We start from the raw sequence: 25,770 nt of genomic DNA, 5'->3' as shown, positions 1-25,770 counted from the left end.
CCTCCGCCGCCCTAGCCCTGCGCCCGCTGGGCACCGGCCTCGATTGCCTGGCGCAGCTTCTTCTCCAGCGCCTCCTGCTTGCCCTTGGCGTGGAGCTTCAGGCCGAACATGTCCTTTACATAGAAGCTGTCGACGACCTGCGCGCCATAGGTCGCGATCAGCGCCGAGGCGATGTAGATATTCGCGTTCGCCAGCGTCCGGGTCAGATCGTAAAGCAGGCCCGGGCGGTCGCGGGTGTCGACCTCGATGATTGTGTAGATGTCGGAGCCCTCGTTGTTGAAGCTGATCGAGGTCGGGAAGTTGAACCGCCGCTCGCGCTTCTTCAGCTTGTCGCGGTCGCGGTCGGCCAGCGCGTCGCGGGCGACGACCTCTCCCTTCAGTGTCTTGCCGATCATCTGCTTTAGGCGGGGCAGGCGGGAGGCCTCGTAGGGGTGGCCCTCGCCGTCCTGGATCCAGAAGACGGCCGTGGCGTAGCCGTCCTTGGAGGTATAGGTGCGTGCGTCCACCACGTTGGCGCCGACCAGCGCGAGCGCCCCGGCAAGCCGCGAGAAGATGCCCGGGTGGTCGACCAGCGCGAAGCAGGCGCGGGTCGCGTCGTGATCGGTGTCGGGGTGCAGGTCGACGCGGATCTCGTCATCGGCGAGGCCGCGCAGGAGGCCGGCGAAGACGGCATGGGTCTCGGCCGAGAGGCCCTGCCAGTAGGGGCCGTAATGGCGCGCGGTCTCGGCCCTGAGCTCGGCCTTGTCCCAGTCGGAGAGCGTGGCGCGGAGGTGGCGCTTGGCCTCGGCCTCGCGGCGCTCGCGGTTGATGTCCTCAAGCCCCGTCTCCAGCGCCGTCGCCGTGTCGCGGTGGAGCTGGCGCAGCAGCATGGCCTTCCAGTTGTTCCAGGTGTTCGGGCCGACGCCGCGGATGTCGCAGACCGTCAGCACGGTCAGGAGGTCCAGCCGCTTGCGGGTCTTCACCAGCTTGGCGAAGTCCCGCACCGTGCGGGGGTCGGAGATGTCGCGCTTCTGCGCCATATCGGACATCAGCAGGTGATAGCGGACGAGCCATTCGACCGTCTCGCTGTCCTCCGCGCTCAGCCCGAAACGGGGCGCGAGCCTGCGGGCGATCCGGGCGCCGATGACGGAGTGATCCTCCGGCCGGCCCTTGCCGAGGTCATGGAGCAGCAGCGCGACATAGAGGACCCGGCGGTTGATGCCCTCCTTCAGGATCGAGGAGGAGATCGGCAGCGCCTCGACCAGCTCTCCGCGCTCGATCTGGGCGAGGACGGAGATGCATTGGATCGTGTGCTCGTCCACCGTGTAATGGTGGTAGACGTTGAACTGCATCATCGCCACGACGCGCCCGAATTCGGGGATGAAGGCGCCGAGAACGCCCAGCTCGTTCATCAGGCGGAGCGCGCGTTCCGGGTTGCCGTGCTTCAAGAGCAGGTCGAGGAAGATGCGGTTCGCCTCGGGGCTTTCGCGGACCTCGTCGTCGATCATGTCGAGATGGGCGGCGATGAGGCGCATCGCGTCGGGGTGGAAGTAGTGGCCGGTGCGCAGGCCCTCCTCGAAGATCCGCAGCAGGTTCAGGTTGTCGGCGAGGAAGGCCTTGGGATCGGCCACGGTGATCCGGTTCTGCGCGATCACCATGCCGTCGTGAAGCTTGGTGCGCCGGCGCAGGAGCCGGGTCAGCGCCGGTTCCTTCTTGACGTGCTGCGCCTCAAGCGCGGTGAGGAAGATCCGCGTCAGCTCCCCGACGGTCGTGGCGTGGCGGAAGTAGTCCTGCATGAACTTCTCGACCCCGCGGCGGCCGGCGGTATCGGCATAGCCCATGCGTTCTGCCACCTCGACCTGCAGGTCGAAGGCGAGCTGGTCGGTGGCGCGGCCTGTGATGTAATGGAGGTGGCAGCGCGCGGCCCAGAGGAAGGTCTCCGCCGCGCGGAAGGCCTCGTATTCGTCGCGGGAGAAGACGCCGAGGGCGACGAGCTCTTCCGCCTTCTCGACCCGGTGGATGTATTTCGCGATCCAGTAGAGGGTCTGCAGGTCGCGAAGGCCGCCCTTCGCCTCCTTCACGTTGGGTTCCAGCACGTAGCGCTGGCCGCCCTGGCGCTTGTGGCGCTCGACACGCTCGACGAGCTTGGCCTCGATGAATTCGGCCTCGGTGCCGCGGAACAGATCGCTCCAGAGCTTTTCCTTGAGCTCGGCGGCCAGCGCGGCATCCCCGGCGAGGTAGCGATGCTCCAGAAGCGCGGTGCGGATGGTGATGTCCTTGCGCCCCAGCCGGATGCAATCGGCTACAGTCCGGGTGGCGTGGCCCACCTTCAGCCGCAGGTCCCAGAGCATGTAGAGCATGGATTCGACCACGCTCTCGGCCCAGGCGGTGGTCTTCCACGGGGTGAGGAAGAGAAGGTCCACGTCCGAGAACGGCGCCATCTCGGCCCGGCCGTAGCCGCCGACGGCGACCAGCGCGATGCGCTCGGCCTCGGTCGGCAGCGCCAGCGGGTGCAGCGCCTCGGTCGCGGTGCGGAAGACGGCGTTGACGAGGCCGTCGGTCAGGAAGGCCTGGCTTGCCACCAGCTCGCGCGCGGCATGGGGGCGGGCGGTGAAGGCGGCCTCCAGCGCGGCATTGCCGCGGCGGCGGGCCTCGGCCAGAACCTCCACCGCGGCTGAGCGGCGTTCACGGGCGTCCGGCACCGCTGCCATGGCGTCGGCAAGCGCCATCTCCACGGCGGAGGCGTCGAAGATCGCCTCGTCCGGGCAGATCAGGCCGCCCGGGGGGGCTGCGGGAAGGTCGGGTTGGGGCGGCGGCTCAGAAGCCGGCGCCGCCGAAGCTTGTCGGGGCGGGGTCAATCACGGATACCTGCTTGTCGAGGATCTGGGCGATCGCCAGGCCCCTCTCGGTCGTGCCGTCGGCCCGGAAGCGGAAGATGCCGTCGACGCCCACGAAGCCGGAGGGCTGGGTGAGGGAGGAGGCGCTCAGCGGTGCGGGGCCGCCGCGTTTCACCAGCGCGCCGATGGCGGCGATGCCGTCATAGGCGAGGCTGGCGATCGGCAGCGGGTTGGTGCCGTAGGCGGTGTTGTAGCGGGCGGAGAACTGCTGCGCGAGCGCCGGGTCGGGCAGCGCGAACCAGCCATGCTGGACCCCGGGCAGCGCCAGCGTGGTCGACGGGATGTCCCAGCGGGTGAGGCCGATGTACTGGGTCACTGCCGGGTCGACGCCGTTCTCGCTCATCAGCTGGGTGGTCAGCGGCAGGGCGCCGGCCGTGTTGGCAGTGAAGATCACCGCCTGGGCACCCGAGGAGGTCACCTGCTTGGCGATGTCGGGGATCGCCTGGACGATGCCCTGCTGCGAGAACGGGTAGGTCGCGTCGGTCGCCAGCGTCGCGCCGGAGGACTGGATCGCGGCGGTGGCGGCGGCGTTGCCCAGCATACCCTCGGCATTCTGGCTGTGGACCACGGCGATGGAGCCCTTGCCCTGCGAGACGGCATAGCTGACCAGCCGCCGTGCGGTGTCGGCGAAGGTCTGGCCGAGGATGAAGACGTTGCCGCCGGCGACCGCGGGCGTGTTCGAGAAGGCGAGCACGTTGACGCCGCGGCCCGCGACGGCGGCGCCCGCCGCCTTGGCGGAGGCGGCGAAGACCGGGCCGAGGATCACCTGCGCCCCCTCGTTCACCGCTTGCGAGGCGACCTGCGAGGCGGTCTGCGCGTTGCCCTGGGTGGAATAGACCTTGAGGTTCACCTTCACCCCGTCGAGATCCGAGATCGCGAGCCGGGCGGCGTTTTCGAGGTTCTGGGCCAGGAGGTCGTCGCCCGAGCGTGGCGAGCCCGAGGGCACCAGCAGCGCCACGTTCACCGTGCCGCCAGAGCCGCCGCTGATCGGGGCTGCGCCGCAGCCTGCGAGGGCAAGGAGACCGGCCAAAGCGAGGGCGCGGGCCGCCGTGAGGCGCGCGCGTGACAGAATCGGCAACATGAAAAAATCCTCGCTCCCGGAAAGGCATGCGTGTAGGCGGAGCCTATGCGTTTCATTCTGCATTGGCAACTTGTGCCGGGGGGGCGGGGGGATGGCCGGAGCTGAGGCGAGGCTGGGCCCGGGGCTCTATTTCGTCGCGACCCCGATCGGGGCGGCGCGCGACATCACGCTGCGCACGCTGGACATCCTGGGCCAGGCCGAGGTGCTGGCGGCGGAGGACACCCGCAGCCTCCGTCACCTGATGGAGATACATGGCGTGGCGCTGGGCGGGCGGCCTCTCCTGGCCTATCACGACCACAACGGCGCCGCGATGCGGCCGCGGATCCTGCGCGCCCTGGAGGAGGGCCGCTCGGTCGCCTATGCCTCCGAGGCCGGCACGCCGCTGGTCGCCGATCCCGGCTACCAGCTCGCGCGCGCCGCGATCGGGGCGGGCCACAAGGTGATCTCCGCCCCCGGCCCCTCGGCGGTGCTTGCGGCGCTCACCGTCTCCGGCCTGCCGACCGACCGTTTCCTGTTTGCCGGCTTCCCGCCCGCCGCCGCAGGCGCCCGCAAACGGTTCTGGGCGGAGCTCGCCGCAGTGCCGGCGACGCTGGTGATCTACGAATCGCCCAAGCGCATTAGCCGAACATTAATCGAACTGTGCGAGTCTCTGGGGGCTTTGCGTCAGGCGGCCGTGTGCCGGGAGCTGACCAAGCGGTTCGAGGAGGTCTCTCGCGGGACGCTGGCGGAACTGGCCGAAGCCTTCGCCGCGCGCGACGTCAAGGGCGAGATCGTGCTGGTCGTTGACCGCGCGGGAGAGGTGGTGCCCGAGGCGGGCGCGCTGGAGGCCGCGCTGCGCGAGGCGCTCGGCCGGGCCTCGGTGAAGGATGCGGCGGCCGAGGTCGCCGCGGCGCTGGGCCTGCCCCGGCGGGAGGTCTACCAGGCCGCGCTGAAGCTCGGCGAGGCGGAGTGACGCGGAGGGCCATGAGGGGCCGCTGCGGTGTGTTTGAAGCGCGGGAGGTTGCGATGGCGGGTTCGGTGATGGCGGGTTCGGCGAACGTGGGGCCTACGGTGGCGGGACCGGCGTTGACGGGACCGGTGATGGCGGGCCTGGCGAAGGCGGCGGCGCCCTGGTTCGGGGGCAGCAGGGATGTCGCAGAGACCGGCGCGCTCCGGGCGCGGCGGCGGCGCGGGGCGCGGGCCTATCTTTCGGGGCTTTCGGCCGAGGAGGCTGCAGCGCGGCATTACGAGCGGTCCGGGCATCCGGTCGCGGCGCGGCGCTGGCGGGGCCAGGGCGGCGAGGTCGACCTGATCGCGCGCGAAGGCGAAGCCGTCATTTTCATCGAGGTGAAGCAGGCGCGGAGCTTCGAGGTCGCCGCCGAACGGCTGTCGGCGCAGCAGATGGGCCGGATTTCCGCTGCGGCGGCGGAGTTCCTCGCCGGAGAGCCGCGCGGACAGGCAACCGAGGCGCGCTTTGACGTGGCGCTGGTCGACGGTGCCGGCCGGATCCGGATCCTCGAGAATGCCTTCGAGGACTGCGCCTGCGCCGCCTGAAGCCGGGCCGGCGCCGGGGGCGGCGGGGTGATCGGGCCGAGGGGCTGGCGTGCCCTGATCGGCGATTGCATCCGCCTTGTGGCTGCGCCATCTAGGGCTTCTTAGCACGGGAGAAGCGGATGGGCCTCAAAGTCGCCTTGCAGATGGACCCGATCGGGGCCGTGAACATCGATGCGGACAGCACGTTCCGCGTCGCGCTGGAGGCCCAGGCGCGGGGGCATGAGCTGTTCTATTACCCGCCCGAGCAGCTTTCGTTCCGTGAGGGGCGGGTGATGGCGCGGGGCCGGCCGGTGGAACTGCGCGCGGTCAAGGGCGATCATGTGAGCTACGGGCCGGAGACCGAGCTGGACCTGGCGGAGTTCGATGTCGTCTGGCTGCGCCAGGATCCGCCCTTCGACATGTTCTACATCACCACGACGCATCTGCTGGACATGATCCACCCGAAGGTGCTGGTGGTGAACGACCCGTTCTGGGTCCGGAATTCGCCCGAAAAACTGCTGGTTCTGCAATTCCCCGAGCTGATCCCGCCGACCTTGATCGCGCGCGATCTCGCCTCGATCCGGGCCTTCAAGGCCGAGCATGGCGACATCATCCTCAAGCCGCTCTACGGCAACGGCGGCGCCGGGGTGTTCCGGCTCGATCCGAACGACCGCAACCTGTCGTCGCTGCACGAACTCTTCACCTCCTTCAGCCGCGAGCCGCTGATCGCGCAGAAATTCCTGCCCGACGTCGCCAAGGGCGACAAGCGCGTCATCCTCGTCGACGGCGAGCCGGTGGGCGCGATCAACCGGGTGCCGCAGGCGGGCGAGACCCGCTCGAACATGCACGTCGGCGGGCGGCCGGAGCCGGTCGGCCTGACCGCGAGGGACCGCGAGATCTGCGCCGCCATCGGCCCGGTCCTGAAGGAGAAGGGCCAGGTCTTCGTCGGCATCGACGTGATCGGCGACTACCTGACAGAGATCAACGTGACCTCCCCCACCGGCATCCAGGAGCTGGAGCGGTTCGACGGGGTGAACGCTGCCGAGCGCATCTGGCAGGTGATCGAAGCCAAGCGGCGCGCTGCGGCGGGCTGAGACCCCAATACGCGCGAATCGGCCCGGGACCGGGGCCGGACGGGACCCGGCAGGGCGCCCGGCCGGAGGCGCGTCCCGCGCCGCCCGGGGCACCCGCCGCGCGCGCCTGTCCGCTCGGCGCGGGCCGAGCGGTGCCGCGCGCGTGCGGGCAGTGGTCAATTCGGGGGCAGGCGCGTCTCAGAGCGACGGAATTCCAAGCACTCCGACAAAATTGGTAAAGTATCGTTCAATCAAAGTGTTGCAGCGCCCACACTGACAAGTCGGTTGCAATTCTGAAAGCGTTCCGATTTACTCTTGCTCAACAACTGCGGCCTGACCGTGGAGCGAAGAAGACGGGGAGATAACGTGGACGCACCATCCAAAGGTAGCGGATTCGTCGAATTCGATCGCGTGCAGAAGAGTTACGACGGGGAAAGCCTCGTCGTGAAGGATCTGAACCTCTCGATCGGCAAGGGCGAGTTCCTGACCATGCTGGGGCCGTCGGGCTCCGGCAAGACCACCTGCCTGATGATGCTGGCCGGTTTCGAGACCGCCACCCATGGCGACATCCGGCTCGAGGGGAGCCCGATCAACGCCGTGCCGCCGCACAAGCGCGGCATCGGCATGGTCTTCCAGAACTACGCGCTGTTCCCGCACATGACGGTGGCGGAGAACCTCTCCTTCCCGCTCGAAGTGCGCGGCATGGGCAAGTCGGAGCGCGAGGGCAAGATCAAGCGCGCGCTCGACATGGTCCAGATGGGCGCCTTCGGCAACCGCCGCCCGGCGCAGCTTTCGGGCGGCCAGCAGCAGCGGATCGCGCTGGCCCGCGCGCTGGTGTTCGAGCCGAAGCTGGTCCTGATGGACGAACCGCTCGGCGCGCTCGACAAGCAGCTGCGCGAGCACATGCAGTTCGAGATCAAGGCGCTGCACGAGGCGCTGGGCATCACCGTGGTCTACGTCACCCACGACCAGGGCGAGGCGCTGACCATGTCGGACCGCATCGCCGTCTTCAACGATGGCCGGATCCAGCAGCTGGCCTCGCCCTCCGAGCTTTACGAGGCGCCGGAGAACAGCTTCGTCGCCCAGTTCATCGGCGAGAACAACAAGCTGGCCGGTACGGTCGAGGAAATCGCCGACGGCCGCGCCATGGTGCGCCTGCCCACCGGCGAGATCATCGACGCGACGCCGGTCAACGTCGGCGGCAAGGGCGAGAAGACGCTTGTCTCGATCCGGCCGGAGCGTGTCGAGTACCGCGCCGAGATGCTGCCCGAAGGGGCGCATACGATCGAGGCGGAAGTGCTGGAATTCATCTACATGGGCGACATTTTCCGTACCCGGCTGCGTGTGGCCGGAACGGACGATTTCGTGATCAAGAACCGCAACACGCTCGACCAGCGCCGCCTGGCGCCGGGTGAGAAAGTGCGGATCGGCTGGGCGCCGCAGGATGCGCGAGCGCTCGATCCGCTCTGAGCTCCGGCCCTCCGGGACCGGATATCGGAGTACGTAACGGGCGCTGAAGACGCCCCTTAACACGGAGGATTAGCAACATGAAAAAGGACGATGAAAACGGGAGCGTCCCGGTTTCCCGGCGCGACCTGCTCGCCCTCGGCGCCTCGACCGCCGGCCTGGTCTCTCTCTCGGCGCTCGGTTCGCTGGTGGGGGCCCGCCGCGCGATGGCCGCTGGCACCAAGATGAACCTCACCTCCTGGGGTGGCGCCTATCAGATGAGCCAGATCGAGGCTTACGAGAAGCCCTACACCAAGAAGACCGGCATCGACTTCAACAACATCGAGAAGTCCGGCAACGGCCCGGCGCTGCTGACCGCTCAAGAGCAGAGCGGCAACATCAGCTGGGACATCGTCGACATGCTGCAGGCCGACGCCGACCGTCTCTACCAGCAGGGCATGCTGCAGGAGATCGTCTGGAACAAGGACCTTGACAACGCCCCCGACGGCACCCCCGCCTGGGACGACTTTACCCGGGGCTCGCTTTCGGGCGGTGACGACAAGTCGGGTGGCTACGTCTCGACGATCTCGTACAACACCATGTTCGGCTACAACAAGAAGGCCTTCCCGAACGGCGGCCCGCAGACGATCAAGGACGTCTACGACTTCGAGAAGTTCCCGGGCAAGCGCGGGCTGGAGAAGATCCCGGCCGGCAACCTGGAGTGGGCGCTTTATGCCGACGGCGTGGCCAAGGACAAGATCTATGACGTGCTGGCGACCCCGGCCGGCGTGGATCAGGCGTTCAAGAAGCTCGACACGATGAAGCCGCATGCGCTGTGGTGGAGTGCCGGCGCGCAGCCGCCGCAGATGCTGGCGCAGGGCGACGTGACCATCGCCTCGGCCTATAACGGGCGGATCTTCAACGCGATCGCGGCCGACGGCCAGCCCTTCGACTTCGTCTGGGACGGCGGTCTTTACGAATGGGACGGCTGGGTCGTTCCGGCGGGCCTGCCGGCCGACCGGCTGAAGACCGCGATGGACTTCCTGCGCTTCTCGACCTCGACCAAGAGCCTTGTCGAGCAAGCGCGCTACATCGCCTACTCGCCGGCGCGGAAGTCGTCCTTCGCGCAGATGGGCAATCTGACCTACTACAAGAACGACAAGATCAAGATGATGCCGTACATGCCGACATCGCCGGATCACCTGAAGGACTCGATCGCCAAGAGCGCATCCTTCTGGACCAACTACGGCCCGCAGCTGAGCCAGCGCTTCGCCGCCTGGCTTGCGAGCTGACGTCAGCGCATGTGTGCTGAGGTGACAACATCAGCCAAAGGGGTGCCGGCCGAAGCCGGCACCCCGGGCCTGAAAGCGAGCCTGCGCCGTGCCGAACGCCGGAAGCGCCGAGGCGCGTTCCTGCTGACGCTGCCGCTTTTGCTATTCATAACCGTGATGTTTCTCATTCCGCTCTGCGGGATGATCTGGTTGAGCGTCGCGAACACGACCGTTCCCACCTACATGCCGAAGACCGTGGCCGCGCTGTCGCATTGGAACGGCAAGGACCTGCCGTCCGAGGATGCCTATGCCGCCGTCGCAGCGGACCTGGGCGTGGCCTTCAAGAACCATACCTTCGGCCGGATCGCCAAGCGGCTGAACGAGGAGATGCCCGGCAGCTTCGGGCTGATCAACAAGACCACTTTCCGTTCGGCACGGGTCAAGGAAGCGCCGGCGTCCTGGAAGGCGGAGCTGGAGAAGATCGACGGGGCCTGGGGCAAGCGGCCGATCTGGACGCTGCTGAAGCGTGAAAGCTCTCCCGTCACGGCGGACTTCTACATCGCCGCGATCGACATGCAGTATTCTGCGCAGGGCGTGCTGGAGCGGGTGCCGAGCTACGAGCGGATCTATCTGCCACTGTTCTGGCGTACCGGCTGGATGAGTATCCTGATCACCGTGCTGACGCTGGTGCTGGGGTATCCGCTGGCCTACTGGATCTCGCGGCTGCCGGAATCCAAGGCGAACCTGATGATGATCGCCGTGCTGCTGCCGTTCTGGACATCGCTTCTGGTGCGGATCACGGCCTGGATCGTGCTGCTGCAGTCGCATGGCGTGGTGAACTCGATCCTGGTCGGAAGCGGGGCCGTGTCGGATAACGCGCGACCTATGCTGATGAACAACGCCTTCGGCACGGTCGTCGTGATGACGCAGGTGCTGCTGCCCTTCATGGTGCTGCCGCTCTATTCGGTGATGAAGGCGATCCCCGACAGCTATGTCCGGGCCGCCGTCTCGATGGGCGCGCATCCCTGGCGGGCGTTCTGGCGGGTCTTCGCGCCGCTGACCCTGCCCGGCGTGGGGGCTGGTGTGCTCCTCGTCTTCATCCTGTCGATCGGCTACTACATCACGCCGGAACTCGTCGGCGGGCAGAACGGCCAGTTCATCTCCAACCGGATCGCCTACAACGTTCAGGAATCGCTGAACTGGGGCCTGGCTGCCGCGCTGGGGACCATCCTGACCGTGGTGACCATGATCCTGTTCGTGCTCTACGGCTACATCTCGGGCAACAAGAAGGTGTCGATCGCATGAGGCGGAGAAAGCTTCCCGGATACCTCAGCCCGGCCGAGCGCGGATGGTTCTACGTCTTCCGCTTCTACGGGCTGGTGGTGCTGTTCTTCCTGGTGGTGCCGCTGGTGGTCATCGTGCCGCTGTCGTTCAACGCATCGCCCTACTTCACCTTCACGCGGAAGATGCTGGAGCTGCAGCCGTCGGGCTATTCGCTGAGCTGGTACAAGCAGTTCTTCACCGATCCGGCCTGGACCCATGCGCTGAAGAACAGCTTCATCATCGCGCCGATCGCCACGATCTGCGCGACGGTGCTGGGCACCCTGGCCTCGCTGGGGCTGACGCGGCCGCACATGCCGTACCGCTCTGCGATCACGGCGGTCCTGGTGCTGCCGATGATCGTGCCACTGATCATCACCGCGACGGCGCTGTTCTTCTACTTCTCCTATCTGCATATCGTCGACAGCTACCTGGGCGTGGTCATCGCCCACACCATCCTGGGCACGCCCTTCGTGGTGATCACGGTGACGGCGACGCTGGAGGGGCTGGACCCGCAGTTCTACCGTGCGGCGCTGAGCCTCGGGGCCTCGCCCAGCCGGTCGTTCTTCAAGGTGGTGATGCCGCTGGTGCTGCCGGGGATCATCTCGGGCGCGCTGTTCGCCTTCATGACCTCGTTCGACGAGGTGGTGATCGTGCTGTTCATCGCCGGGCCGCAGCAGAAGACGCTGCCGCTGCAGATGTGGACGAACCTGCGATATACGATCGACCCGACGATCCTCGCCGTGGCCACGCTGATCCTGCTGCTGGCGGTGGTGCTGCTGGGCGGGCTGGAACTGTTCCGGCGCAGGTCGGAGAAGCTGCGCGGCATCAAGGTCTGACCCGCCCCCGCGGCGGATGGAATTGGGCCCGGGCCGGGGGATCGGCCCGGGCCTTTTCATTAGCTCATGCCCCGGCCCGAAACAGCGGCACGCAGTGCCGCCGGGCCAGCGCCCGTCCGCCCCCAAAGGCGGGCGCTTCTGGTGAGCTTTGTTCTCGGCGCGGCGAAGGGGGCCATGAAACCATAAACGGACAGATCTCATCTGCCGCCAGCGCCCACCCGCGGACAGGCGCTGACCCTCCTCCGTCCTCAGGGCCCTCAGGGCAGGATGGTGAGCCAGAGCCAGGCGGTGATGATGAGCGAGCCAGTGGCGATCAGCACAGTCGAGGCGGTCACGCGCTTGCCGACACCGTACATGTCGGCGAAGAGATAGGCGTTGACGCCGGGCGCCATGGCCGCCGTCAGCACCGCCGAGCGGAAGCCGGCCTTCGGAAGGTGGAAGGCGGTGCCGAGTCCGTAGGTGATCGCCGGATGCAGAACCAGCGAGATCGCGCAGAGCATGGCGATGATTCTGAAGTCCCCGTCCGGCCGGTAACGGAAGAGCGTGGCGCCGAGCCCGAACAGCGCCGCCGGCAGTGCCGCGCGCACCATCAGGTCGACCGCGTCGGTGAAGACCTTGGGCAGGGGGATGTGGCCGAGGTTCACCAGGAAGCCTAGGCCAATGCCCAGCACCAGCGAGTTGCGGAACATGGCGAGGACCACCCGGCGCAGCGTCGATCCCCAGCCGCCGCCGCGATGGCGTGCGACCTCCATTATAGTGATCCCGAAGCCGTAGCAGAACGGCGCGTGGAAGGCGATGATCGCGTAGTTCCCGGCCAGCGCGCCCGTGCCATAGGCGCGTTCGGTGATCGGCAGGCCCAGCAGGAGCGTGTTGGAGAAGAGGCCGACGAAGCCGAAGGCCACGCTGTCCTCCAGCGGCCGGCCGAAGGCGTAGCGGGCACCGAGGAAGGCGACAAGGAAGCAGGTCACTGCGCCGGTATAGAAGCTCGCCAGCAGCCAGGGATTGAAGTCCTGCGCGAGGTTCAGCGTCGAGATGGCGCGGAACAGCAGGCAGGGCAGGGCGAAGCCCTGGGTGAACTTCATCAGGCCTGCCACGTGGTCGTCGGTGAGCAGCCGCCGCCAGCGCGCGACATAGCCGAAGCCGAGGACGAAGAAGATCGGCAGGATGACCTCGACCAGGGCTTCCATCCGGTCAGACCGCGTAGTGCAGGGTCATGCCGTCATAAGCCGGGGTGACGTGGTCGGGTGTCTCGGCCTCGAGCGTGTCGTAGTCGAGGTCGATATGCATGTTGGTCAGTACCGCGCGGCGGGGGCGGAGCCGTTCGATCCACTCCAGCGCCTGCGCCAGGTGGGCATGGGTCGGGTGCGGCTTGCGTCTGAGCGCGTCGATCACGAGGCAGTCGAGGCCCTCGAGCACGGGCCAGCTCTGGTCGTCGATGGTCAGCACGTCGGGCAGATAGGCCAGCCCCCCGACGCGGTAGCCGAGCGCGTCGATCGCGCCGTGGTTCACCCGGAACGGCGTCAGTGCGATCTCTCCGCCCGGGCCGGAGACGGCGAAGGGTCCCTTGATCGTGTGCAGGTCCAGGATTGGGGGATAAGGGCTGTCCTCCGGCTGGACAAAGGCGTAGCCGAAGCGGGAGAGCAGCGCCTCCTGCGTGTCGCCATCGGCCCAGACCGGCAGGCGGCGACGGATATTGAAGACGATCTGGCGCAAGTCGTCGATGCCGTGGACGTGGTCGGCGTGGGCATGGGTATAGACGACGGCGTCCAGTTCCCCCACGCCGGCGTCGAGAAGCTGGTCGCGCATGTCGGGCGTGGTGTCCACGAGGACGCGGGTGGTGCCTTCAGCCCCCTCGCGCTCGATCAGAAGCGAGCAGCGGCGGCGGCGGTTCTTCGGGTTGGCCGGATCGCAGTCGCCCCAATGGCCGCCGAGGCGCGGGACGCCCCCGGAGGAGCCGCAGCCGAGGATGGTGAAGCGGAGCCGCGCCATTAGGCGGCCCCGCCCGGCGCGCCGCCCGGCACCCAGGCGGCGGCCTTGGCGAAGAGCCGGTCGAAATTGGCGGAGGTCGCGCGGGCGAAATCCTCGTAGGAGAGGCCGAAGACCTCTGCGCCCACCGTCGCGGTGTGGGCGGTATAGGCGGGTTCGTTCCGCTTGCCGCGATGCGGCGGCGGGGCGAGGTAGGGGCTGTCGGTCTCGACCAGGATCCGCTCGAGCGGGGCCTGAGCGAAGATCGCGCGCAGGTCGCCCGATTTCGGGAAGGCGGCGATGCCGGACATCGAAAGGAAGAAGCCGAGGTCGAGCGCGGCCTCTGCCAGCGCGGCGCTGGACGAGAAGCAGTGCATGACGCAGGAATAGGCGCCGGCGCGATGCTCCTCGGCAAGGATACGGGCCATGTCGGCGTCGGCGTCGCGGGAATGGATGATCAGGGGCAGGCCGGTGCGGCGGCAGGCCTCGATATGTAGCCGCAGGCTTTCCTGCTGCTGGTCCTTGCTTTCGGCGGAGTAGTGGTAGTCCAGCCCGGTCTCGCCGATGCCGACGAATTTCGGGTGGCGGGCGAGGGCTTCCAGCGCCTCGACCGCGACGAGGGGCTCCTCTCCCGCGCGCATCGGGTGGGTGCCGGCGGCCCAGAAGACCCCCTCATGCGCCTCGGCGATGGCCTGGACGCGGGGGGCGGTGGCAAGCCGGGTGCAGATCGTGACCATACGGGTGACGCCGGCGTCCCGCGCGCGGGCGATGACGGCATCTTCCTCGCCCTCGAAATCGGGGAAGTCGAGGTGGCAGTGGCTGTCTACGATCTCGGCTGTCATGGTCTCGCCGTCGGGCCTTAGCGGGGGGCGAGCGCGCCCGCCGTTTCGTCGATCCTGAGAACCATATCAAGGAGAAGCGCGGCAGGGTCAAGGTTGACCGCCCGGCCCTGACGGGCGCGGGCGCCGAGGCTTTGGGCGAGGTCGGCCCAGCCCCGCCCGGCGCGGGCGTCGGGCGAGAGGCGGGCGAGAAGCTGGGCCTCGTCGGGCACCGCCTCGGGCGGCGGCGCTCCGGTGGCGCCGGTGCGGGCGAGGCGGGCGAGGAAGGCGTCGAAGAGTGTGAGCGTCAGGTCGAAGCGTGTCTCCGCCCCGCGCTGGCCGGCGGTTTCGGCGAGCGCGATGGCCTTGACGCGGTCGAGGCGGGGCAGGCCCGAGAAGAGCCCGATCATCGCGGCGTAGGTGGCGGTGCCGTCGAGATTGGCGAGACGGATCGCCTCGCCCACCGAGCCGCCGGCAAGCTCTGCCAGCGCCGCGGCCTCGGCGCCTTCTGTCCCGGCGGCGGCCAGCGCCGTGGCTATGTCTTCGGGCCCCAGCGGGGTCAGGCGCAGCTCGCGGCAGCGCGACCGGATCGTGGGCAGAAGCCGCCAGGGCTGGTGCGCCACCAGCAGGATCGTCGCGCCCTTCGGCGGCTCCTCCAGCTCCTTCAGGAGCGCGTTGGCGGCGGAGGGGTTCATATCGTCAGCGGCATCGACGATGACGACGCGGCGGCCGCCGTCGGCGGCGGAGAGGTGGAAGAAGCTCTTGAGGTCGCGCACGTCCTCGACCGAGATGACCGAGCGCAGGCGGCCGGTATCGCCCAGCGAGCGGCGGATCAGCTTCAGCCGCGGTTCGGAGAGGGCGGCGATGCGGCGGGCGCTGGGGTCATCGGGCGAAACGTCGAGCGTTTCGGGCGGGGGCGGGGCACCGAAGAGGCCGGCGTCGGCGGGCTGTTCGGCCAGAAGGAACCGGGCGATGCGCCAGGCCAGCGTCGCCTTGCCGGTGCCGCGCGGGCCGGTGATGAGCCAGCCGTGGTGCAGGCGCCCGGCGTTGAAGGCGTCGAGAAAGGCGGCCTCGGCGGCGCCCTGGCCCAGAAGCCGGGCGGTGGCGCGCGGATGGGGCGCGCCTTCGACGCGGTCGGGTTCGGGGGTCTCGCTCATGGCCCTGGCCCTTCGGCGTGGTGGTTCTGGGCGAGACGCGTCTGGGCGAGGGCGGCAATGTCGGCCGCGACGGCCTCTACCGGGCGGGCGCCGTCGATGACCACGCAGCGGCCTGCGTATTCCTTCGCGAGGTCAAGGAAGCCCTGCCGCATGCGGGCCTGCAGCTCTTCGCCGAAGCTTTCGAATCGCTCCTCGGTTCCCTTCCGGGAGAGCGCGCGGGCAAGGCCGATGGCCGGGTCCATGTCGACGACAAAGGTCAGGTCCGGTTCCGTCCCGATCATCAGGGCATGAAGGCTGTCGACGGTCTCGCGCAGCCCCTCGGCGCGCGCGCCCTGGTAGAGCCGGGTGCTGTCGGCGAAGCGGTCGGTGATGACGATCTTTCCGGCGGCGAGCGCGGGGCGGATGGTCTTTTCAAGGTGGTCGCGGCGGGCGGCGGTGAAGAGGAGGATCTCCGTCTCTGCCGACCAGCGGTCCTTGTGGCCTTCGAGGACGAGGCGGCGGATCTCCTCCGCGCCGGGCGAGCCGCCGGGTTCGCGGGTCAGCACGACGTCGCGGCCGGCGGCCCGGAGCGTTTCGGCCAGCAGACGGGCCTGGGTGGATTTGCCCGAGCCGTCGATGCCCTCGAAACTGATGAAGCTGCCGCGGCCGGCGCCGGTCACGAGCCCTGCGCCCCCTTGAAGTCGCGGTAAAGCACGCGCGCCGCCGTCATCACCCGGCCAAGGAAGCCGCCGCGCGGGACCGCCGTGGCGGTGACGAGCGGGATCCGGGCGGGGGCGAGTTCAGGCCGGTCGATGACCAGCTCGCCCACCTTCTGGCCGGCCTTCAGGGGCGCCTTCAGCGGCCCGGTGTAGACCACCTTGGCGTCGAGCTTGTTGCCGGCGGTCACCGGCAGCAGAATGCGGGCGTCTCCCTCCGGCACAAGCGCGACCTTGCTCTTGGCGCCGAGCCAGACCGGCGCCTCGGCCACCACGGTGCCCTTGGTCACGGCGGTCTTCTCGATGAACTGGCGCAGGCCCCAGTTGATCAGCTTCTGGCCCTCGCTCGCCCGGGCGGCGGAGGAGGGCAGGCCGTTCATCACTACCAGCACCCGCCGGCCGGCCTGCTTGGCGGTGCCGACGAGGCCGTAGCCCGAGGCCTCGGTATGGCCGGTCTTCATCCCGTCCGCGCCGGGCACGACGCCAAGGAGCGGGTCGCGGTTGTTCTCGTTCGCGGGCGCCCGGCCGTCGTAGGCGAAGGTCTGTTCCGAGAAGAAATGGTAGTATTCCGGGTAGGTCTTGATGAGGTGCATGGCCAGCGTGGCGAGGTCATGCATGCTCATCAGCTGGCCCGGGTTGGGCCAGCCGGAAGCGTTCGCGTAATGCGAATGGGTCAGGCCCAGCTTCTTCGCCTCGGCGTTCATCTGGGCGACGAAGGCGTCCTGGGTTCCGGCCAGCCCCTCGGCCACCGTCACGCAGGCGTCGTTGCCCGAAAGCACGATGATGCCCTGGATCAGCTGGCGCACCGTCGGATGGTCGCGGGTGTTGAGGAACATCGTCGAGCCGCCCATCGCCTGCGCCTCGGGCGAGACGGAGAACTTGGTGTCGAGCGTCACCCGCCCGTCCTTCAGCGCCTGGAACAACAGGTCGATGGTCATCAGCTTCGACATCGAAGCCGGCGGCATCGGCGTGTCGCCGTCCTTGTTCATCAGCACCGTGCCGGAGCCGACGTCGACGACATAGGCGGCGGTGGCGATCGTGTCGAAGGCCTGCGCCGCCGGGGCGGCGAGCAGGGCCATGACGGCGAGGGGGGCGATCAGGCGTTTCATGGGGTCTGGGGGTCCGGTCCTCGGTTATCTCTCAACAACATAGGCATCCTCGAAGCCAAGCGACTTCATCTTGGCGAGCATCTTGTCGCGGTTGGCAGAGGTCACCGGGCCGACGAGAACGCGCGAATAGGTCTTGCCGTGGCTTTCCTCCTTCAGGACTGCCACCGGGACATGCTTGGACTGCATCAGCCTGGAGGCGCGCTGCGCGTTGGCCTCGACCGCGAAGATGCCGATCTGCACGTAGTCGCGGCCGAGCAGCGCCTGCTTCGGCTTCGCCGCATGGGTCGCGGCAGGGGTATGGGTGGCAGCGGCCGTGTGAGTGGTGGAGGCGGGCGCGGCCTTCGGGCGCGGCACCGGCTTCACCCGCGCCTCGGCCGCGGCTGATTTGGCCGTGGCGTTCATGGCTGTCTTGGCGGTGGACTTGGCCGTCGTCCTGGCTGCCGCCTTGTCGATCGCGGCGGCGGCGGAGGCGCGGATATCCGCGATCGGCTTGGTCTTGATCGCCTCGTTGCTGGAGAGCGCCGGCTCCTTCGGATTGGTCTTGGGCGCAGGGGCGGGCTGCTCGACCCGCTTCAGCGCGGTCACGTCCACCGTCGCGGGCTGGCCGGCCAGCATGCCGAGCGCCTCGGCCGCGTCGGAGGACAGCTGCAGCTTCGGCCCCGGCGCGCCCTGCTCGCGGTGGAACAGCGCGCCGATGACGAATTTGCCGTTCTTCGGGTTGCGGATGATGACGCGCTGCGGCTCCTTCACGTTCACCGCCGCGATCCAGACCCCGCCGAGCGAGGGACGCCCGTCCCAGAGCGCCTTTGCCTTGGCGTGGTAGATGTCGGGCGCCTCGACGTCGCGGTCGACCAGCTTCACCGAGCTTGCGTCAGCCGGGGCGGCAGTGCTTGCCGCAGCCGTGCCGGCGGCGGCCGGTTTGGCCTTCAGAAAGGCGAAGGGCTGGTCCGCCTGGCAGCCCGCCAGGCCCAGCCCCAGAGTCATCGCCAGGGAAATTCTGCCGATCGTCGGTCCCGTCATACTTGCCCCCATCCCGCGCGATCGTCCTGCCGCGCTCTGCCGGTGCTGCCACCGGCCCTGCCCCATGTCGTCGCCGCACTGCTCGGCCCGGCGTATCGCGGTCGCATCCTAGCCCGGGTTGGCGTGCAAGAAAAGTCCGCCGGCCGGTTTCGGCGGTTTTCGCGCGAGACATTGCGGAAGCGTGATTTGGCGCCGTCAGCAGCTTGTCAGTGGCCCGTCAGCCTGCGGGCAAAGGCGCGGGCATCGGCCTTGAACGCGGGCAGGGTGAGCCGGCCGCGGACCTCGGACAGGCGGAAGACATGGTAGAGCGCCCAGCCGGTGTAGGCGCTCAGAAGCGCGCCGAAGATCACGTCGGAGAGGAAGTGCCGCCCCATGGCGACGCGCAGACCCGCCGTGGCGATCACGAAGGCCGCGAGCAGCGCGACCATCCCGCCCCGTCCGCGCCGCGTCAGCCCGGGCCAGAGCAGCACGCCGATCACGATGGCCGCGCCCATCGCGCCCGCCGCCTCGCCCGAGACGAAAGAGCAGCCCCAGCTGCATTGGTCGGCGATCCGGAACACCGGGGTGAAGTGATGCGCGCCGCCGAAGAGCGCGTCATTGGCCGGCCGCGCCCGGCCCCAGAGCGGCTTCAGGATCAGGTTCACCGCCACCCCGGGGCCAAGCGCCATCGTGGCGAAGCCGTAGCCCCAGAGCCGCGCGGGGACCTGCCGCCCCGGCCCGATCGCCAGCGAGGCCAGCAGCAGAAGGCCCGAGGCATAGCCCACGGCGTTGGCCGAATGTCGGAAAAGCTGCCGGAGGTTCTGGAAGTCGGGCTGCCCCGCCATCCAGAAGCCGTGGCCGGGCAGGTAGAACGTGCGCGAGACAAGCAGGTCCAGGTGCGGCGCCAGCAGGAACAGCACGACGGCGGCGGCGAAGCTCAGATGGATCAGGGACGCGTGACGCATGAGGGCCGCGTAGCTTCGCTCGCGCGCCCTGTCCAGTACGAAGCGCGGCTCAACGCTTCCGAGCCTCGAAGTGGCGGCGCAGAAGCCGCCATTCGTGCCAGACGAGCACCATGACGAAAAGGTCGAAGGCAGTAAGCACCAGAAGCCCCGGCGCGTGGGTGAAGCTGTAGCGGTAGAGCTGGTAGAGGATGAAGAGCCCGAGCGCGGCGAGCGACAGCGGATAGGCAAGGATCTTCTCCCGCAGCAGCCCCGCCACGAGCACGACCTTTATCACCCCGTGCAGGAGCAGGTAGAGCGCGTAGAAATGCTGCGCGCCCGGGCTCAGCTGCTGCGCCGCATGGTAAAGGGCGGTGGCGATCCGGTCGCGCGGATCCTCGGCCAGCTCGCCCTGCGTGGCGAGGTTCACCCAATGGACCAGCGTCGCGGAACTGACCACCCAGAGAAGCAGCCCGCCCGCGCATTCGACAAGCGCGTGCAGGCCCTTTAGGATCACGCTGACGCGGAAGATCTGGTGGATGCGGTGTTCGTTGATCTGCATGGCGGGCCGGTCATGGGGCTTTCCCTGCAGATAACCCCTGCGCCGCCCGGCCGGTACCCCCACCGCCCCGCGAAGGCGGAGTTGAAATCGGCCGGCGAAGCGGTGATATCGGCTCAAAGCGAAGGAGATGACCTTGCCCGCCCAGAACCAGCCTGCCGCCAACCAGCCCGCCCTCGATTTCCTCCTCGGCCGCCGGTCGCATCCGGCAAGGACGCTGCGGGGCCCGGCGCCCGACCGTGCTGCGCTGGCGCCGATACTGGAGGCCGGGCTGCGGGTGCCCGACCACGGCAAGCTGGAGCCCTGGCGGCTGATCGTGCTGGAGCGCGCGGCGCTCGACCGGCTCGCCGGCGTTGCCGAGGCGCGCGCCGAGGCGCTGGGGATGGCGCCCGAGGCCGCCGCCAAGGCGATCTCGCAGTTTCGCGAGGCGCCGCTCTGCATCGCCGTGATCTCCGCGCCCGTGCCGTCGGAAAAGGCGCCGGCGCAGGAACAGCTTCTGTCCGCGGGGGCCGTGGCGCTTTCGCTGGTCAATGCCGCGCTGGCGGCAGGCTGGGGCGCGGCCTGGCTGACCGGCTGGCCGGCCTATGACCGTGGCTTCATGGCCGAAGGGCTGGGCCTTGCCGAGGGTGAGAGCGTGGTGGGCTTCGTCCATGTCGGCACGCCCTCCGGCCAGCCGCCGGAGCGGCCGCGCCCGGATCCTGCGGCACGGGTCGCCTGGGTTTCCGCGTGATCGCGGGCGACCTCTGGAAGGCGCTGGCGCAGTTCGGCGACCGGCGCTTCCAGTGGGTGCTCTGGCGCGGGATCGGGCTGACGCTGATCCTGTTCGCCGCGCTTACGGTGCTTGCGGTCTGGGGTGTCGACCGGCTGGTGCCAGGCCACCTGACCCTGCCGGTCTTCGGTGCGGTGGGTGGTGTTCACTGGCTGGCCGGCGGGATGGCGGCGCTGGGGGTGCTGCTGCTCTCCGGCTTCCTGATGGTGCCGGTGGCGGCGCTTTTCACCGGGCTTTTCCTCGACGAGGTGGCCGAGGCGGTTGAGGCGCGGCATTACCCCGGCCTGCCGCCCGCCCGCCCGCAGGGCCTTGGAGAGCTCGCCGGCGAGGGGTTGCGGCTGGCCGGGCTGAGCCTGGTCGTCAACCTCTTGGCGCTGGTCTTCTACCTGCTCTCAGGGCCCTTCGCGCCGTTCCTGTTCTGGGCGGTAAACGGCTTCCTTCTGGGGCGCGAATATGCGCAGGGCGCGGCCGCGCGGCGGCTGGCGGGGCGCGAGGCGCGGGCGATGGTGCGCGCCAATATCGGCCAGGTCTGGCTGCTCGGCACGCTGCTGGCCGTACCGCTGACGATCCCGCTGGTGAACCTCGCCGTGCCGGTGCTTGCCGCGGCGGCCTTCAGCCACCTGACGGTTCGGTTGCCGGCACCGTCACGTCGCCCGTCATCGGGCCGTGGGTGAGGTCGAGCTCGATCACCGCCCAGGTGCACAGGAACAGCACCGCGGCCACGGCGGTGGTGAAGCGCGCGCGCCGTGCGAGGTTCACCCGAGCGGGCGCGGAACTGGGCGTGCCGGGCACGACGTCGCCGCTTTCGCCCTGGGTCGGGAAGGGGATCGCCAGCGCGACCATGAAGACCAGCGCCCAGATCATCAGGAACAGGAGGAGGCCATCGGCCAGCGTCATCACTGCTCCTCCAGCTCGATGAGGCAGCCGTTGAAATCCTTCGGATGCAGGAACAGGACCGGCTTGCCATGCGCACCGGTCTTGGGTTCGCCATCGCCGAGCACGCGCGCGCCCTCGGCCTTCAGCCGGTCGCGGGCGGCGCGGATGTCCGCGACCTCGTAGCAGAGGTGGTGGATGCCGCCGGCGGGGTTCTTCGCCAGGAAAGCCGTGATGGGGGAGGCGTCGCCCAGCGGGTGCAGCAGCTCGATCTTGGTGTTCGGCAGGTCGATGAAGACAACCGTGACGCCGTGGTCGGGCTCGTCCTGCGGATCGCCGACGCTGGCGCCGAGCGTGTCGCGATACTGCGCAGCGGCCCTCGCGAGGTCCGGTACGGCAATGGCGACATGGTTCAAGCGGCCGATCATTTTGACACACTCCTCACGATCTCGTTATCCGCTCGGGTGTGGAGGCGCAAGGGGGCGTTGGGGCGGTGCGATCACATCCGCGCGTTTACCGGCCGTTAGCCACTCTGGCGCTTCAATGGGAGTCGGGCGGCCGGGCGAAGCCCCGGCGCCTGCCCTGCGCCCGATCGGGGCCCCGCTGGAGGATCAGCCCAAAGGAGGACCTGCCATGCCCGACACGATTGCCTTCCCCCCGCTGCAGCGCCCGACCGCGGAGCATCCGCTGGCCGGGCTGACGGTTCTGGTGGTGGAGGACAGCCGCTATGCCTGCGAGGCGATGCGGCTGCTCTGCCAGCACAGCGGCGCCCGGCTGAGGCGGGCGGACAGCCTGGCCGCGGCCGCGCGGCACCTGCGGGTCTACCGGCCGGACGTGCTGATCGTCGATCTGGGTCTGCCGGACGGGCCGGGCGAGGCGCTGATCGCGGATCTGGTGCAGCATTCGGCGCGGCCGGCGGTGATCCTCGGCACCTCGGGGGACCCGCTGCTGGCGCCGGCCGCGCTCGCTGCCGGGGCGGACGGTTTCCTTGACAAGCCCTTGCCGGGGCTCGCCGGGTTCCAGGCCGCGCTTCTGGCCTATCTGCCGGAGCAGGCGCGGCTGGTCGGCCCGGTGGAGGAGCCGCGCGAGGAGCCACCGCTGGCGCCCGACCCGATCGCGCTCAGGGACGATCTCGCGCTGGCCGAGGACATCCTTGCCAGCGGACCGGACGGGCCTGCGGGCGACTACGTCTCGCGCTTCCTGTCGGGCCTGGCGCGGAGCGCGCATGACCGCCAGCTTGAACATGCCGCCGTGCGGCTGGCGCACGACCTGCGGGCGGAGCGCGGCGCGGGCGCCGGGCCGCCCGCGACCCGGCGCGAGGCGGCGCTGCGCCGGGTGGCCGGGCTGCTGCGCGACCGCCTTGCCGCTGGCGCCCCGCTCTGGACCGAAAGCCCGCATCCGGGCTCCGGCCCCTGAGGGCGCAGTGGCGGCGCGGCACCCGTCAGCCCGGGAAGGCCGGGTCGGTCGCGGCGAGATGCGGGCGGGTGAGCGTGGAAAGGCTCTGGCGCTGGCGGCCATCGGCGTCGAAGTTCTCCGGCGCGAGCCAGGTCTCGAAAGCGGTGCGGAGGCCCGGCCATTCCTTGTCGATCGCCGCGAACCAGGCTGTGTCGCGGTTGCGGCCCTTGTAGACCGTCGCCTGGCGGAAGATCCCCTCGTAGGACAGGCCGAGGCGCTGCGCGGCCCGGCGCGATGGCATGTTCAGCGAGTCGCATTTCCATTCGTAGCGACGGTAGCCCGCCTCGAAGGCCCAGCCCATCATCAGGTACATCGCCTCGGTGGCGGCGGGCGTGCGCTGCAGGGCCGGCGAGAAGTTGATATGGCCGACCTCGATCGAGCCCGAGGCGGGCGCGATGCGCAGGAAGCTTGCCACCCCGCAGGCCCGCCCGCTGGCGCGATCGCGGATGGCGTAGAAATACGGGTCTGCCAGCTGGGCCATCTCGCGGGCCCAGGCCTCGTATTCGGCGACGGTGGTGAAGGGGCCGTAGGGCAGGTAATCCCAGATCGCGTCGGAGGCGGCGTTGGCGGCGTGGAGATCGGCCGCATGGGCCGCGGGGTCGAGCCGTTCGAGCCGGACGTAGCGGCCCTCGATCACGGACGGGCCGGGGGCGGGGGGCGGCGTCCAATTCACAACCGGCGCGCCGTATTCGCGTTGCTCTGTCATGGTCCGTCCTCCCGATCCGCTCTTTGCGCCCGCTCCTTGTCGACTGCCGCGCGGGTCCTGTCCAGCCCGAGCGGCGCTGGCCCTCTTCAGGGGGTAATGGGGCAAAGGCGCAGGGGGAGGGGGCGCGCGGCCCCCGCCGGGATCACTCGCGTGGGACGACGCGGAGGCCGAGTTCGCGCAGCTGGGTGTTGGTGGGTTCGGAGGGGGCGCCCATCAGCAGGTCCTCGGCGCGCTGGTTCATCGGGAACATGATGACCTCGCGAATGTTCATCTCGTCGGCGAGGAGCATCACGATCCGGTCGATCCCGGCCGCGCAGCCGCCGTGCGGAGGCGCGCCATAGCGGAACGCCTTCACCATGCCGCCGAAGCGCTTCTCTACTTCCGACTTCGGGTAGCCCGCGATCTCGAAGGCCTTGAACATGATTTCCGGCCGGTGGTTCCGGATCGCGCCCGAGATGATCTCGTAGCCGTTGCAGGCGAGGTCGTACTGGTAGCCCTTCACCGACAGCGGGTCGCCCGAGAGCGCCTCTAGCCCGCCCTGCGGCATCGAGAACGGGTTGTGGGAGAAGTCGATCCCGCCCTCGTCCGTCTTCTCGTACATCGGGAAATCGACGATCCAGGCGAAGCGGAAGCAGTTTTCCTCGGTCAGGCCCAGCTCGCGGCCGATCTCGTTGCGGGCCTTGGCGGCGACCGACTCGAAGGTTTCGGGCTTGCCGGCGAGGAAGAAGGCGGCGTCGCCGGCTTTCAGGCCGAGCTGGGCGCGGATCGCCTCGGTCCTTTCCGGGCCGATGTTCTTGGCGATCGGGCCGGCGCCGGTCGTTTCGCCGTTTTCCTCGCGCCAGAAGATATAGCCCATGCCGGGCAGGCCCTGGGCTTGGGCGAAGGCGTTCATCCGGTCGCAGAAGGCGCGGCTGCCGCCGGTGGGCGCCGGGATGGCGCGGATCTGGGTGCCGTCCTGCTCCAGGAGCTTGGCGAAAAGGCCGAAGCCGCCGCCGCGGAAGTGGTCGGAGACCACCTGCATCTCGATCGGGTTGCGGAGGTCCGGCTTGTCGGAGCCGTATTTCAGCATCGCCTCTGCGAAGGGAATGCGCGGCCAATCGGCGTGGACGGTCTTGCCCTGGCCGAATTCCTCGAAGAGGCCCTGGAGGACCGGCTGGACCGTGGCGAAGACGTCCTCCTGCTCGACGAAGCTCATCTCGAGGTCGAGCTGGTAGAAGTCGGTTGGGCTACGGTCGGCGCGCGGGTCTTCGTCGCGAAAGCAGGGGGCGATCTGGAAGTAGCGGTCGAAGCCAGCCACCATGATCAGCTGCTTGAACTGCTGAGGCGCCTGCGGCAGCGCGTAGAACTTGCCGGGGTGGAGCCGCGAGGGCACCAGGAAGTCGCGCGCGCCCTCGGGCGAGGAGGCGGTGATGATCGGGGTCTGGAACTCGTTGAAGCCGGCGTCCCACATCCGGTTGCGGATGGAGCGGACGACGTTCGAGCGCAGGATCATCTTGTCGTGCAGCCCCTCGCGGCGGAGGTCGAGGAAGCGGTAGGTGAGGCGCGTTTCCTCCGGGTATTCGGTCTCGCCGAAGACGGGGAGCGGCAGTTCGTCGGCCGGGCCGAGCACGTCGAGCGCGCGGATGTAGACCTCGATCTCGCCCGTCGGCAGCTTCGGGTTGACGAGCGAGGCGTCGCGGGCCTTCACCTCGCCCTCGATCCGGATGACCCATTCGGCGCGGACCTTCTCGACATCCTTGAAGGCGGGGCTGTCGGGGTCGGCGAGGACCTGGGTGATGCCGTAGTGGTCGCGCAGGTCGACGAACAGGATGCCGCCGTGGTCGCGCACGCGGTGGACCCAGCCGGACAGGCGCACGGACTGGCCGACGTGGCTGGTGTTGAGATCCGCGCAGGTGTGGCTGCGGTAGGCGTTCATAATCGTCCCCTTCGGGCGGCACATGTTTTCGCGCCGATACACACGTGGCGGGCGGGGAAGTCAAGCCGCGCGGGCGCCGCGGACCCCGGGGCCGCGCGCGGATGGCCCGGCCTACTTGGCCGGACGAAGCCGGTAGACGCCCTCGGGCAGGTTGAGCGCGGCGCGCAGGTCGCGCAGCTGAGTCATCGAGAAGGTGAGCTTGACCACCTCGTCTCGCCGGGCGTCGTATTGCTCCACCGTCACGCAATCCTCGAAGGCCTGCACGATGATGTCTTCCTGCAGCGGCAGGCTGCCCTCGTCGACGAGGGTGATGACGGTCGCGTCGAAATCGTGTTCGATGGTAAACATAACTGCAGTCTAGCGCGGCCCGCCCGCGCGCGGAAGCGGGCGC

26 protein-coding genes are annotated in these 25,770 nt (G+C 69.0%); 10 read left to right on the top strand and 16 right to left on the bottom strand.

Annotated elements, in window-relative coordinates; translation table 11 throughout:
- Positions 1-11: 11 nt before the first annotated feature.
- Entirely contained in the window at positions 12-2,837 is a 2,826-nt protein-coding gene (locus tag EIP85_RS05025; protein ID WP_127901067.1) for a [protein-PII] uridylyltransferase, read from the bottom strand.
- A complete protein-coding gene (locus EIP85_RS05020) occupies positions 2,797-3,957 on the bottom strand; it encodes a penicillin-binding protein activator (RefSeq protein ID WP_127901066.1) in 1,161 nt (386 codons plus the stop codon). The genes EIP85_RS05025 and EIP85_RS05020 overlap by 41 nt, the downstream gene beginning before the upstream one ends.
- Before the next feature lie 91 nt (positions 3,958-4,048).
- Between EIP85_RS05020 and rsmI the strand changes: the two genes are divergently transcribed.
- The 7 genes from rsmI (at position 4,049) to EIP85_RS04985 (ending at position 11,418) form a co-directional block, all read left to right on the top strand.
- On the top strand, positions 4,049-4,909 hold the full coding sequence (gene rsmI / locus EIP85_RS05015) for a 16S rRNA (cytidine(1402)-2'-O)-methyltransferase (RefSeq protein WP_127901065.1): 861 nt from the start codon (positions 4,049-4,051) through the stop codon (positions 4,907-4,909).
- A 128-nt stretch (positions 4,910-5,037) separates the two neighbouring features.
- Positions 5,038-5,490 (top strand): YraN family protein, encoded by a 453-nt coding sequence (locus EIP85_RS05010; RefSeq protein ID WP_127901176.1) that lies wholly within the window; start codon positions 5,038-5,040, stop codon positions 5,488-5,490.
- Between the two features lie 119 nt (positions 5,491-5,609).
- A complete protein-coding gene (gshB, locus tag EIP85_RS05005; RefSeq protein WP_127901064.1) occupies positions 5,610-6,563 on the top strand; it encodes a glutathione synthase in 954 nt (317 codons plus the stop codon).
- A 345-nt stretch (positions 6,564-6,908) separates the two neighbouring features.
- A complete protein-coding gene (locus EIP85_RS05000; RefSeq protein WP_127901063.1) occupies positions 6,909-8,012 on the top strand; it encodes an ABC transporter ATP-binding protein in 1,104 nt (367 codons plus the stop codon).
- A gap of 77 nt (positions 8,013-8,089) precedes the next feature.
- A complete protein-coding gene (locus EIP85_RS04995) occupies positions 8,090-9,280 on the top strand; it encodes an extracellular solute-binding protein (RefSeq protein WP_127901062.1) in 1,191 nt (396 codons plus the stop codon).
- A 21-nt stretch (positions 9,281-9,301) separates the two neighbouring features.
- Positions 9,302-10,564 carry an ABC transporter permease gene (locus EIP85_RS04990; RefSeq protein WP_241559892.1) on the top strand — a complete coding sequence of 421 codons (1,263 nt, stop codon included), beginning with the start codon at positions 9,302-9,304 and terminating at the stop codon, positions 10,562-10,564.
- Positions 10,561-11,418 (top strand): ABC transporter permease, encoded by an 858-nt coding sequence (locus EIP85_RS04985; RefSeq protein ID WP_127901060.1) that lies wholly within the window; start codon positions 10,561-10,563, stop codon positions 11,416-11,418. Before EIP85_RS04990 ends, EIP85_RS04985 begins: the two co-directional genes overlap by 4 nt.
- 257 nt (positions 11,419-11,675) lie before the next feature.
- On the opposite strand, the gene EIP85_RS04980 is transcribed toward EIP85_RS04985, so the two are convergent.
- From EIP85_RS04980 to EIP85_RS04940, 9 genes are all read right to left on the bottom strand, one after another.
- Positions 11,676-12,605, bottom strand: a complete 930-nt coding sequence (locus EIP85_RS04980; protein ID WP_127901059.1) for an AEC family transporter — start codon at positions 12,603-12,605, stop codon at positions 11,676-11,678.
- Between the two features lie 4 nt (positions 12,606-12,609).
- Positions 12,610-13,407 (bottom strand): MBL fold metallo-hydrolase, encoded by a 798-nt coding sequence (locus tag EIP85_RS04975; RefSeq protein ID WP_127901058.1) that lies wholly within the window; start codon positions 13,405-13,407, stop codon positions 12,610-12,612.
- On the bottom strand, positions 13,407-14,225 hold the full coding sequence (locus EIP85_RS04970; RefSeq protein WP_127901057.1) for a TatD family hydrolase: 819 nt from the start codon (positions 14,223-14,225) through the stop codon (positions 13,407-13,409). The genes EIP85_RS04975 and EIP85_RS04970 overlap by 1 nt, the downstream gene beginning before the upstream one ends.
- A 17-nt stretch (positions 14,226-14,242) precedes the next feature.
- A complete protein-coding gene (locus EIP85_RS04965) occupies positions 14,243-15,358 on the bottom strand; it encodes a DNA polymerase III subunit delta' (protein ID WP_127901056.1) in 1,116 nt (371 codons plus the stop codon).
- Positions 15,355-16,017 carry a dTMP kinase gene (tmk, locus tag EIP85_RS04960; RefSeq protein WP_127901055.1) on the bottom strand — a complete coding sequence of 221 codons (663 nt, stop codon included), beginning with the start codon at positions 16,015-16,017 and terminating at the stop codon, positions 15,355-15,357. Before tmk ends, EIP85_RS04965 begins: the two co-directional genes overlap by 4 nt.
- Entirely contained in the window at positions 16,014-17,162 is a 1,149-nt protein-coding gene (locus tag EIP85_RS04955; RefSeq protein WP_127901054.1) for a D-alanyl-D-alanine carboxypeptidase family protein, read from the bottom strand. Before EIP85_RS04955 ends, tmk begins: the two co-directional genes overlap by 4 nt.
- A gap of 24 nt (positions 17,163-17,186) precedes the next feature.
- Positions 17,187-18,182, bottom strand: a complete 996-nt coding sequence (locus EIP85_RS04950) for an SPOR domain-containing protein (RefSeq protein ID WP_127901053.1) — start codon at positions 18,180-18,182, stop codon at positions 17,187-17,189.
- 206 nt (positions 18,183-18,388) lie between these two features.
- Entirely contained in the window at positions 18,389-19,126 is a 738-nt protein-coding gene (locus EIP85_RS04945) for a phosphatase PAP2 family protein (RefSeq protein WP_127901052.1), read from the bottom strand.
- A gap of 49 nt (positions 19,127-19,175) precedes the next feature.
- Positions 19,176-19,664, bottom strand: coding sequence for a DUF2127 domain-containing protein (locus EIP85_RS04940; RefSeq protein ID WP_206615460.1), 489 nt, complete (start codon positions 19,662-19,664; stop codon positions 19,176-19,178).
- Positions 19,665-19,797: 133 nt separating this feature from the next.
- Here EIP85_RS04940 and EIP85_RS04935 point away from each other — a divergent pair, with 133 nt between their 5' ends.
- On the top strand, positions 19,798-20,391 hold the full coding sequence (locus EIP85_RS04935; RefSeq protein ID WP_241559891.1) for a nitroreductase family protein: 594 nt from the start codon (positions 19,798-19,800) through the stop codon (positions 20,389-20,391).
- A complete protein-coding gene (locus tag EIP85_RS04930; protein WP_127901050.1) occupies positions 20,388-21,104 on the top strand; it encodes an EI24 domain-containing protein in 717 nt (238 codons plus the stop codon). Before EIP85_RS04935 ends, EIP85_RS04930 begins: the two co-directional genes overlap by 4 nt.
- On the opposite strand, the gene EIP85_RS04925 is transcribed toward EIP85_RS04930, so the two are convergent.
- Positions 21,043-21,327: a DUF1467 family protein gene (locus EIP85_RS04925; protein WP_127901049.1), complete on the bottom strand. Its 285-nt coding sequence runs from the start codon at positions 21,325-21,327 to the stop codon at positions 21,043-21,045. The two genes, EIP85_RS04930 and EIP85_RS04925, sit on opposite strands and share 62 nt — an antisense overlap.
- Positions 21,327-21,731: a methylmalonyl-CoA epimerase gene (mce, locus tag EIP85_RS04920; protein WP_127901048.1), complete on the bottom strand. Its 405-nt coding sequence runs from the start codon at positions 21,729-21,731 to the stop codon at positions 21,327-21,329. Before mce ends, EIP85_RS04925 begins: the two co-directional genes overlap by 1 nt.
- A gap of 205 nt (positions 21,732-21,936) precedes the next feature.
- On the opposite strand from mce, the gene EIP85_RS04915 reads away from it, so the two are divergent.
- Complete coding sequence (locus tag EIP85_RS04915) at positions 21,937-22,719, top strand: response regulator (RefSeq protein ID WP_127901047.1); 783 nt, start codon at positions 21,937-21,939, stop codon at positions 22,717-22,719.
- A gap of 25 nt (positions 22,720-22,744) precedes the next feature.
- On the opposite strand, the gene EIP85_RS04910 is transcribed toward EIP85_RS04915, so the two are convergent.
- From EIP85_RS04910 to EIP85_RS04900, 3 genes are all read right to left on the bottom strand, one after another.
- Positions 22,745-23,464, bottom strand: coding sequence for a GNAT family N-acetyltransferase (locus EIP85_RS04910; RefSeq protein ID WP_127901046.1), 720 nt, complete (start codon positions 23,462-23,464; stop codon positions 22,745-22,747).
- Positions 23,465-23,606: 142 nt separating this feature from the next.
- Positions 23,607-25,379 carry an aspartate--tRNA ligase gene (gene aspS, locus EIP85_RS04905; protein ID WP_127901045.1) on the bottom strand — a complete coding sequence of 591 codons (1,773 nt, stop codon included), beginning with the start codon at positions 25,377-25,379 and terminating at the stop codon, positions 23,607-23,609.
- A gap of 111 nt (positions 25,380-25,490) precedes the next feature.
- On the bottom strand, positions 25,491-25,727 hold the full coding sequence (locus tag EIP85_RS04900; protein WP_127901044.1) for a hypothetical protein: 237 nt from the start codon (positions 25,725-25,727) through the stop codon (positions 25,491-25,493).
- Between the last annotated feature and the right edge of the window lie 43 nt (positions 25,728-25,770).

Source organism: Solirhodobacter olei (assembly GCF_004010155.1).
Taxonomy (GTDB): domain Bacteria; phylum Pseudomonadota; class Alphaproteobacteria; order Rhodobacterales; family Rhodobacteraceae; genus Solirhodobacter; species Solirhodobacter olei.
Note: the sequence above shows the minus strand (reverse complement) of the source record. Positions and strands in the feature narration are given on the sequence as shown.

Bases quoted from the DNA above. Each gene is read 5' to 3' on its own strand.
- mce (WP_127901048.1), bottom strand. From the start codon at position 21,731: ATGATCGGCCGCTTGAACCATGTCGCCATTGCCGTACCGGACCTCGCG.
- aspS (WP_127901045.1), bottom strand. From the start codon at position 25,379: ATGAACGCCTACCGCAGCCACACCTGCGCGGATCTCAACACCAGCCAC.
- EIP85_RS04925 (WP_127901049.1), bottom strand. From the start codon at position 21,327: ATGACGCTGGCCGATGGCCTCCTCCTGTTCCTGATGATCTGGGCGCTG.
- EIP85_RS05010 (WP_127901176.1), top strand. From the start codon at position 5,038: ATGGCGGGCCTGGCGAAGGCGGCGGCGCCCTGGTTCGGGGGCAGCAGG.
- EIP85_RS04970 (WP_127901057.1), bottom strand. From the start codon at position 14,225: ATGACAGCCGAGATCGTAGACAGCCACTGCCACCTCGACTTCCCCGAT.
- EIP85_RS04975 (WP_127901058.1), bottom strand. From the start codon at position 13,407: ATGGCGCGGCTCCGCTTCACCATCCTCGGCTGCGGCTCCTCCGGGGGC.
- EIP85_RS04995 (WP_127901062.1), top strand. From the start codon at position 8,090: ATGAAAAAGGACGATGAAAACGGGAGCGTCCCGGTTTCCCGGCGCGAC.
- EIP85_RS04910 (WP_127901046.1), bottom strand. From the start codon at position 23,464: ATGACAGAGCAACGCGAATACGGCGCGCCGGTTGTGAATTGGACGCCG.
- EIP85_RS04955 (WP_127901054.1), bottom strand. From the start codon at position 17,162: ATGAAACGCCTGATCGCCCCCCTCGCCGTCATGGCCCTGCTCGCCGCC.
- gshB (WP_127901064.1), top strand. From the start codon at position 5,610: ATGGGCCTCAAAGTCGCCTTGCAGATGGACCCGATCGGGGCCGTGAAC.
- EIP85_RS04900 (WP_127901044.1), bottom strand. From the start codon at position 25,727: ATGTTTACCATCGAACACGATTTCGACGCGACCGTCATCACCCTCGTC.
- EIP85_RS04965 (WP_127901056.1), bottom strand. From the start codon at position 15,358: ATGAGCGAGACCCCCGAACCCGACCGCGTCGAAGGCGCGCCCCATCCG.
- EIP85_RS04950 (WP_127901053.1), bottom strand. From the start codon at position 18,182: ATGACGGGACCGACGATCGGCAGAATTTCCCTGGCGATGACTCTGGGG.
- rsmI (WP_127901065.1), top strand. From the start codon at position 4,049: ATGGCCGGAGCTGAGGCGAGGCTGGGCCCGGGGCTCTATTTCGTCGCG.
- EIP85_RS04985 (WP_127901060.1), top strand. From the start codon at position 10,561: ATGAGGCGGAGAAAGCTTCCCGGATACCTCAGCCCGGCCGAGCGCGGA.
- EIP85_RS04915 (WP_127901047.1), top strand. From the start codon at position 21,937: ATGCCCGACACGATTGCCTTCCCCCCGCTGCAGCGCCCGACCGCGGAG.
- EIP85_RS04940 (WP_206615460.1), bottom strand. From the start codon at position 19,664: ATGCAGATCAACGAACACCGCATCCACCAGATCTTCCGCGTCAGCGTG.
- EIP85_RS04945 (WP_127901052.1), bottom strand. From the start codon at position 19,126: ATGCGTCACGCGTCCCTGATCCATCTGAGCTTCGCCGCCGCCGTCGTG.
- EIP85_RS04980 (WP_127901059.1), bottom strand. From the start codon at position 12,605: ATGGAAGCCCTGGTCGAGGTCATCCTGCCGATCTTCTTCGTCCTCGGC.
- EIP85_RS05020 (WP_127901066.1), bottom strand. From the start codon at position 3,957: ATGTTGCCGATTCTGTCACGCGCGCGCCTCACGGCGGCCCGCGCCCTC.